Annotated in this window: 6 protein-coding genes, 4 tRNA genes and 1 rRNA gene; 10 read left to right on the top strand and 1 reads right to left on the bottom strand. The window is 52.9% G+C overall.

Annotation, left to right across the window (positions count from 1 at the left end; all coding sequences use genetic code 11):
* The first annotated feature begins 6 nt into the window (after window positions 1-6).
* The 3 genes from rrf (at window position 7) to birA (ending at window position 2,269) form a co-directional block, all read left to right on the top strand.
* Window positions 7-122 (top strand): 5S ribosomal RNA (gene rrf, locus F3I21_RS22390).
* A 150-nt stretch (window positions 123-272) separates the two neighbouring features.
* Window positions 273-1,310, top strand: coding sequence for a UDP-N-acetylmuramate dehydrogenase (gene murB / locus F3I21_RS22385; protein ID WP_059012006.1), 1,038 nt, complete (start codon window positions 273-275; stop codon window positions 1,308-1,310).
* Window positions 1,307-2,269, top strand: coding sequence for a bifunctional biotin--[acetyl-CoA-carboxylase] ligase/biotin operon repressor BirA (gene birA / locus F3I21_RS22380; RefSeq protein WP_058759910.1), 963 nt, complete (start codon window positions 1,307-1,309; stop codon window positions 2,267-2,269). The genes murB and birA overlap by 4 nt, the downstream gene beginning before the upstream one ends.
* A gap of 53 nt (window positions 2,270-2,322) precedes the next feature.
* On the opposite strand, the gene coaA is transcribed toward birA, so the two are convergent.
* Window positions 2,323-3,273 carry a type I pantothenate kinase gene (gene coaA / locus F3I21_RS22375; protein WP_058759911.1) on the bottom strand — a complete coding sequence of 317 codons (951 nt, stop codon included), beginning with the start codon at window positions 3,271-3,273 and terminating at the stop codon, window positions 2,323-2,325.
* A gap of 396 nt (window positions 3,274-3,669) precedes the next feature.
* On the opposite strand from coaA, the gene F3I21_RS22370 reads away from it, so the two are divergent.
* From F3I21_RS22370 to nusG, 7 genes are all read left to right on the top strand, one after another.
* A tRNA-Thr gene (locus tag F3I21_RS22370) sits at window positions 3,670-3,745 on the top strand.
* Window positions 3,746-3,752: 7 nt separating this feature from the next.
* Window positions 3,753-3,837 (top strand) — tRNA-Tyr (locus tag F3I21_RS22365).
* A 189-nt stretch (window positions 3,838-4,026) separates the two neighbouring features.
* Window positions 4,027-4,101, top strand: a tRNA-Gly gene (locus tag F3I21_RS22360).
* Window positions 4,102-4,106: 5 nt separating this feature from the next.
* A tRNA-Thr gene (locus tag F3I21_RS22355) sits at window positions 4,107-4,182 on the top strand.
* A 106-nt stretch (window positions 4,183-4,288) separates the two neighbouring features.
* Window positions 4,289-5,473 carry an elongation factor Tu gene (gene tuf / locus F3I21_RS22350; RefSeq protein ID WP_150059788.1) on the top strand — a complete coding sequence of 395 codons (1,185 nt, stop codon included), beginning with the start codon at window positions 4,289-4,291 and terminating at the stop codon, window positions 5,471-5,473.
* Between the two features lie 227 nt (window positions 5,474-5,700).
* Complete coding sequence (gene secE, locus F3I21_RS22345; protein WP_021508209.1) at window positions 5,701-6,084, top strand: preprotein translocase subunit SecE; 384 nt, start codon at window positions 5,701-5,703, stop codon at window positions 6,082-6,084.
* A 1-nt stretch (window position 6,085) separates the two neighbouring features.
* Window positions 6,086-6,631 (top strand): transcription termination/antitermination protein NusG, encoded by a 546-nt coding sequence (nusG, locus tag F3I21_RS22340; RefSeq protein ID WP_010616908.1) that lies wholly within the window; start codon window positions 6,086-6,088, stop codon window positions 6,629-6,631.
* Window positions 6,632-6,767: the final 136 nt, after the last annotated feature.

Below are 6,767 nucleotides of genomic sequence, written 5' to 3'. Positions count from 1 at the left end.
AATTTGCCTGGCGGCAACAGCGCGGTGGTCCCACCTGACCCCATGCCGAACTCAGAAGTGAAACGCCGTAGCGCCGATGGTAGTGTGGGGCCTCCCCATGCGAGAGTAGGGAACTGCCAGGCATCAAACCAGTAAAGAAGCCCCGGACGAAAGTCCGGGGCTTTTTTACGTCCGTACTCCGGCAAATTTCCCGCTAAAAACGCGAAAACTCCCCACTGTAAAACCGTGCAATCGGGTAAACTACGGCCAGATTAATCAGTAAAGGCCGTAACATGTCCAGCCCTCAGACTTCCCTGAAAGCGTTCAACACACTGGGTCTTGCAATCGCGGCTGAAAAGCTTGTTGTTGCGGATAGCGCAGAAGCCATTTCCTCTGCCTGGCACGCCAGCCAGCAAAATAATCAGCCGTTTATGGTGCTTGGCGAGGGCAGTAACGTCCTGTTCCTCGAAGATTTTGCCGGCTGCGTGGTGATAAACGCGATTAAAGGCATCACCCTGGAAGAGCACGACGAAGCCTGGCATCTGCACGTTGGTGCTGGCGAAAACTGGCATCAGTTGGTTGAGCACACTCTAAAGAAAGGCCTCACCGGGCTGGAAAATCTGGCGCTGATTCCAGGCGTGACGGGATCGGCACCCATCCAGAATATTGGCGCTTACGGTGTTGAATTTAAAGATATTTGCCAGTACGTCGAGGTGTTACACCTGCCGGATAGCACAGTCACGCGTCTGCACCGTGATGAGTGCCAGTTTGGCTATCGCGACAGCATCTTCAAACACGCGATGAAGCATGACTATGTGATTGTGGCCGTCGGGCTGCGTCTGGCGAAGCAGTGGAAACCGGTGCTGAGCTATGGCGATCTGGCGAAGCTCAATCCCGCCACCGTATGCGCGTGGGACGTATTCAATGCGGTGTGCCATATGCGGCAAAGTAAGCTGCCCGATCCGCGCGTAACAGGCAATGTAGGCAGTTTCTTTAAAAACCCCCTGATTTCCGCTCAGCAGGCAGAGGTATTGCTCACGCACTATCCTGCTATGCCGCACTATCCACAGCACAGTGGTGAGGTCAAGCTGGCCGCGGGCTGGCTGATCGATCAGTGTGCGTTGAAAGGCTACCGTTTTGGCGGCGCTGCGGTGCATCGTCAGCAGGCACTGGTACTGATCAATGAAGACAATGCCACACCGCAGGATATTGTCGCCCTGGCACATCATGTGCGTCAGGAGGTGGGGAAAAAATTTGCCGTGTGGCTGGAGCCAGAAGTACGTTTCATTGGCGCGCAGGGCGAGCGTAACGCCGTCGAGGTGATTTCATGAAAGATCATAGCGTTCCATTAAAACTGGTCGCCCTGCTGGCCGATGGCGAATTTCACTCTGGTGAACAACTGGGTGAAGCGCTCGGTATGAGCCGCGCTGCCGTGAATAAACATATTCAGACGCTGAAAAGCTGGGGCCTGGATGTCTACACCGTGACAGGGAAAGGCTACAGCCTGCCAGCGCCGATTCAGCTGCTGAATGAAGAGGCGATCCTGGCGCATCTGCATCAGGCAGATCTGGCGGTGATTCCGGTTATTGACTCCACGAATCAGTATTTACTCGATCGCATGGACCAGCTGAACTCCGGCTATGCATGCATCGCGGAATATCAACAGGCCGGGCGCGGCCGGCGCGGACGGAAATGGTTCTCGCCGTTTGGCGCCAATCTCTACATGTCCATGTACTGGCGACTGGAGCAGGGGCCAGCTGCGGCAATGGGCCTGAGTCTGGTGATTGGTATCGTGATGGCAGAGGTTATCCAGTCGCTGGGCGCGGCAGACGTCCGCGTTAAGTGGCCAAATGACCTCTATCTGCAGGATCGTAAACTGGCGGGTATTCTGGTTGAGCTCACCGGTAAAACCGGCGATGCGGCGCAAATTGTGATGGGCGCGGGGATCAACCTGGTGATGCGGGGCGAAGGCACGGCGGAAATCAATCAGGGTTGGATCAATCTGCAGGAAGCCGGCATTGAGATCAATCGTAACGAACTCGCCGCCAGGTTGATAAACCGTCTGCGTGAAGCTTTACCGCTGTTTGAACGCGATGGGCTGGCGCCGTTTGTCGGCCGCTGGGAAGCGCTGGATAACTTTATCCATCGTCCGGTGAAACTGCTGATTGGCGATCGTGAAGTGCATGGCATTGCGCGCGGAATTGATAAGCAGGGCGGTTTATTGCTGGAACAGGATGGTGAGATTAAATCCTGGGTCGGTGGGGAAATCTCATTACGTCCCGCTAATTAACACAGTAAACAGTAATGCATTAAACGCCCTGATAAAGCAGGGCGTTTTTAATACTATTTCCGTAACCGCACGCTTTGCACGGCATGATCCGCAGACTTGGTCATGATCAGGCTGGCCCGCTCACGTGTAGGTAAGATGTTTTCTTTTAAGTTCAGCCAGTTAATCTCTTTCCATAACCCACGTGCAATACTCTCTGCTTCCTCTTCAGGCAGCTGAGAATAGTGGTGGAAATAAGAGTCCGGATCGCTGAAGGCACCTTCGCGGAATTTAAGAAAGCGATTAACGTACCAGCGCTCTAATAAATTTTCTGGCGCATCAACATATATTGAAAAGTCGACGAAATCTGAGACAAATACATGATGCGGATCGTGCGGATAATCCATACCGCTCTGCAGGACGTTCAGCCCTTCCAGAATCAGGATGTCCGGCTGCTGCACCACCTTATCGCCATCCGGGATGACATCGTAAATCAGGTGTGAATACACCGGTGCGGTGACCTGACTGGCGCCCGATTTCAAATCCGATACGAACTTCACCAGTCGATGCATATCATACGACTGCGGGAAGCCTTTCTTTTTCATCAGGCCGCGCTCTTTCAGCACCGCATTAGGGTGCAAAAAGCCATCGGTGGTGATGAGTTCCACCTTACGGTGTTCGGGCCAGCGGCTAAGCAGCGCCTGTAGCACGCGGGCGGTGGTGCTTTTACCGACGGCGACACTGCCGGCAATACTGATAATGTAAGGGATCTTCTGGCCATTGGTGCCAAGGAACTGCTCCAGCACCGCCTGACGGCGCAGATTTGAACTGATATAGAAGTTCAGCAGACGTGATAGCGGCAGATAGATCTCGGCAACTTCTTCCAGCGAAAGATCTTCATTGATACCGCGCAGCCGTTCAATTTCACTGGCGGCCAGCGTCATCGGTACAGAATCTCTCAGCGCAGCCCATTGCTGGCGATCAAACTGCAGGTAGGGCGTCGTCAGTGGCGTCGTTTTTTTACTCATAAGCATGCATCTGACCGCAAATTCTGGCTCATCAACACCTTGCAGCAACAGGCATACAGCGATGTGTCGAACTCAGTTGTACGTCACAGGGGTAATTTAACGAGAACAATGGGCAGGAGGGTAACACCAGTGTGACTTTAAAAAGAAGTAAAATGATAAACCTGAGCACGCTTTCGTAAGCAGGCCCGCATTTTTATGATCACAGTATGAGGCTAACGCAGTATCAAAGAATAATCAGGCTGTGGGCTGGCGGAAAAACACACCATGTTTGCTGCTTTTTGCTGCGCTGGCGGGGCGTTTTGCGAGGATTTGCACAAATAGTAAGCGGTAGTGCGAATTTAGCAATTTTTTTGTTGCATCCTGAACCCGGTCTTCCTAGAATGCGCGTCACTTGATGCCGGCTTAGCTCAGTTGGTAGAGCAACTGACTTGTAATCAGTAGGTCACCAGTTCGATTCCGGTAGCCGGCACCATCAAGTAGGTGGGATTCCCGAGCGGCCAAAGGGAGCAGACTGTAAATCTGCCGTCACAGACTTCGAAGGTTCGAATCCTTCTCCCACCACCATCTCAACCTCTCGGTTGAGCGTCAGATAAAGGCTTATCTGATGGGTGAGTTCAACTCTCTCACCTTCGAATTCAGATTGCGCAGTAGCGTGATCACCGTCAGTCGGAAACTCTGACTGGCTCGAATAATAGAAGGTCTTCTTTTATTATTCATAAGCTACAGAAAGAACAGGTAGCCGAGTTCCAGGATGCGGGCATCGTATAATGGCTATTACCTCAGCCTTCCAAGCTGATGATGCGGGTTCGATTCCCGCTGCCCGCTCCAGATGTGCTGATATGGCTCAGTTGGTAGAGCGCACCCTTGGTAAGGGTGAGGTCCCCAGTTCGACTCTGGGTATCAGCACCACTTCCTTTATCTCTCTCCTGATTCTCTCTCTGTAAAACTAACATCAGGTTTTGCCTGGTTAATGTGACGATATCTTTGATATATCCGTGTCTTAGAGGGACAAGCGATGGCTAAAGAGCAATTTCAACGTAACAAACTGCACGTAAACGTGGGCACCATCGGTCACGTCGACCACGGTAAAACCACTCTGACTGCGGCAATCACCACCGTTCTGGCTAAAACCTACGGCGGCCAGGCGCGTGCATTCGATCAGATCGATAACGCGCCAGAAGAGAAGGCTCGTGGTATCACCATCAACACCTCTCACGTTGAATATGAAACCCCGACCCGTCACTACGCACACGTTGACTGCCCAGGCCACGCCGACTATGTGAAAAACATGATCACCGGTGCTGCGCAGATGGACGGCGCGATCCTGGTTGTTGCTGCGACTGATGGCCCAATGCCACAGACCCGTGAGCACATCCTGCTGGGTCGTCAGGTTGGCGTTCCTTACATCATCGTGTTCCTGAACAAGTGCGACATGGTTGATGACGAAGAGCTGCTGGAACTGGTTGAGATGGAAGTGCGTGACCTGCTGTCTGCTTACGACTTCCCTGGCGACGATACCCCAATCGTACGCGGTTCTGCGCTGAAAGCGCTGGAAGGCGAAGCTGAGTGGGAAGCGAAAATCGTTGAGCTGGCTGAGCACCTGGATAGCTACATCCCGGATCCAGTCCGTGCTATCGACCTGCCGTTCCTGCTGCCAATCGAAGACGTATTCTCAATCTCTGGCCGTGGTACCGTTGTTACCGGTCGTGTTGAGCGCGGCATCGTGAAAGTGGGCGACGAAGTAGAAATCGTTGGTATCAAAGCGACTGCCAAGTCTACCTGTACCGGTGTTGAAATGTTCCGCAAGCTGCTGGACCAGGGTCAGGCAGGCGAGAACTGTGGTGTTCTGCTGCGCGGTATCAAGCGTGAAGAGATCCAGCGTGGTCAGGTTCTGGCTAAGCCAGGCACTATCAAGCCACACACCCAGTTCGAGTCAGAAGTTTACGTTCTGTCTAAAGACGAAGGCGGCCGTCATACTCCGTTCTTCAAAGGCTACCGTCCACAGTTCTACTTCCGTACCACTGACGTAACCGGTTCAGTAGAGCTGCCAGAAGGCGTTGAGATGGTAATGCCAGGCGACAACATCAAAATGGTTGTTACCCTGATCCATCCAATCGCAATGGACGAAGGTCTGCGCTTCGCAATCCGCGAAGGCGGCCGTACCGTTGGCGCGGGCGTTGTTGCTAAAGTTATCGCGTAATAGCGATAATATTTGACGCAATGCACACGGAAAGGGCATCATTTGATGCCCTTTTTGTACGCTGTTAACCAGAACCTGGCTCATCAGTGATTTTCGATCATAATCATTGCTGAGACAGGCTCTGTATTACGGCGCTGGATACCGAGTTATGCCCAAAAGCGCATTCGGTTTGGATGCCTCGCTCTGCGGGGCAGAATAGTTTCTGAATTATTGTGGCAGGTTGGTTTATGAGTGCGAATACCGAAGCTCAAGGGAGCGGGCGCGGCCTGGAAGCGGTAAAGTGGGTAGTTGTGATCGCATTGCTGCTGGTAGCAATCGTCGGTAACTACCTGTATCGCGATGTGACACTGCCTTTACGCGCGCTGGCTGTCGTGGTGTTGATCGCTGCGGCGGGCGGCATTGCGTTGCTGACTACCAAAGGCAAAGCAACCGTGGCTTTTGCACGTGAAGCAAGAACCGAAATGCGTAAGGTCATCTGGCCAACTCGCCAGGAAACATTGCACACCACGTTAATCGTTGCCGCGGTCACTGCCGTGATGTCACTGATTTTGTGGGGGCTGGATGGTATTCTGGTCCGTCTGGTATCGTTTATCACTGGCCTGAGGTTCTGAGATGTCTGAAGCTCCAAAAAAACGCTGGTACGTCGTTCAGGCGTTTTCCGGTTTTGAAGCCCGCGTAGCCAAGTCGCTGCAAGAGCATATCAAACTGCACAACATGGAAGAACTGTTTGGCGAAGTCATGGTGCCGACTGAAGAAGTCGTGGAAATCCGTGGCGGCCAGCGTCGCAAAAGCGAACGCAAATTCTTCCCTGGTTACGTACTGGTCCAGATGGTGATGAATGACGCCAGCTGGCACTTAGTGCGCAGTGTACCGCGTGTAATGGGCTTCATTGGTGGTACCTCTGACCGTCCGGCACCGATCAGTGATAAAGAAGTGGATGCGATCATGAACCGCCTGCAGCAGGTGGGTGATAAGCCGCGTCCGAAAACGCTGTTCGAGCCAGGCGAGATGGTGCGTGTCAACGACGGCCCGTTTGCCGACTTCAACGGTGTGGTCGAAGAAGTGGATTACGAGAAGAGCCGCCTGAAGGTTTCTGTTTCTATCTTCGGCCGTGCAACGCCGGTTGAACTCGACTTTGCTCAGGTAGAGAAAGGCTAAGCCTTTTGTTCACTTTTTAGCTCTTGCGGAAGGCGCGAAATTTACCTATAATTTCGCGCCTTTTGTTTTTATGCGCTGGCAACAGCGTATAAATCGTTATCACGGGGAGCCTGTTCGCCAGGCGCTATACCCAATA

Source organism: Pantoea sp. B_9 (assembly GCF_008632015.1).
GTDB lineage: Bacteria > Pseudomonadota > Gammaproteobacteria > Enterobacterales > Enterobacteriaceae > Pantoea > Pantoea dispersa.
The sequence above is the reverse complement of the archived record's forward strand: the minus strand, read 5'-3'. Positions and strand labels throughout refer to the sequence as shown.

Bases quoted from the DNA above. Each gene is read 5' to 3' on its own strand.
- murB (WP_059012006.1), top strand. From the start codon at position 273: ATGTCCAGCCCTCAGACTTCCCTGAAAGCGTTCAACACACTGGGTCTT.
- birA (WP_058759910.1), top strand. From the start codon at position 1,307: ATGAAAGATCATAGCGTTCCATTAAAACTGGTCGCCCTGCTGGCCGAT.
- coaA (WP_058759911.1), bottom strand. From the start codon at position 3,273: ATGAGTAAAAAAACGACGCCACTGACGACGCCCTACCTGCAGTTTGAT.
- tuf (WP_150059788.1), top strand. From the start codon at position 4,289: ATGGCTAAAGAGCAATTTCAACGTAACAAACTGCACGTAAACGTGGGC.
- secE (WP_021508209.1), top strand. From the start codon at position 5,701: ATGAGTGCGAATACCGAAGCTCAAGGGAGCGGGCGCGGCCTGGAAGCG.
- nusG (WP_010616908.1), top strand. From the start codon at position 6,086: ATGTCTGAAGCTCCAAAAAAACGCTGGTACGTCGTTCAGGCGTTTTCC.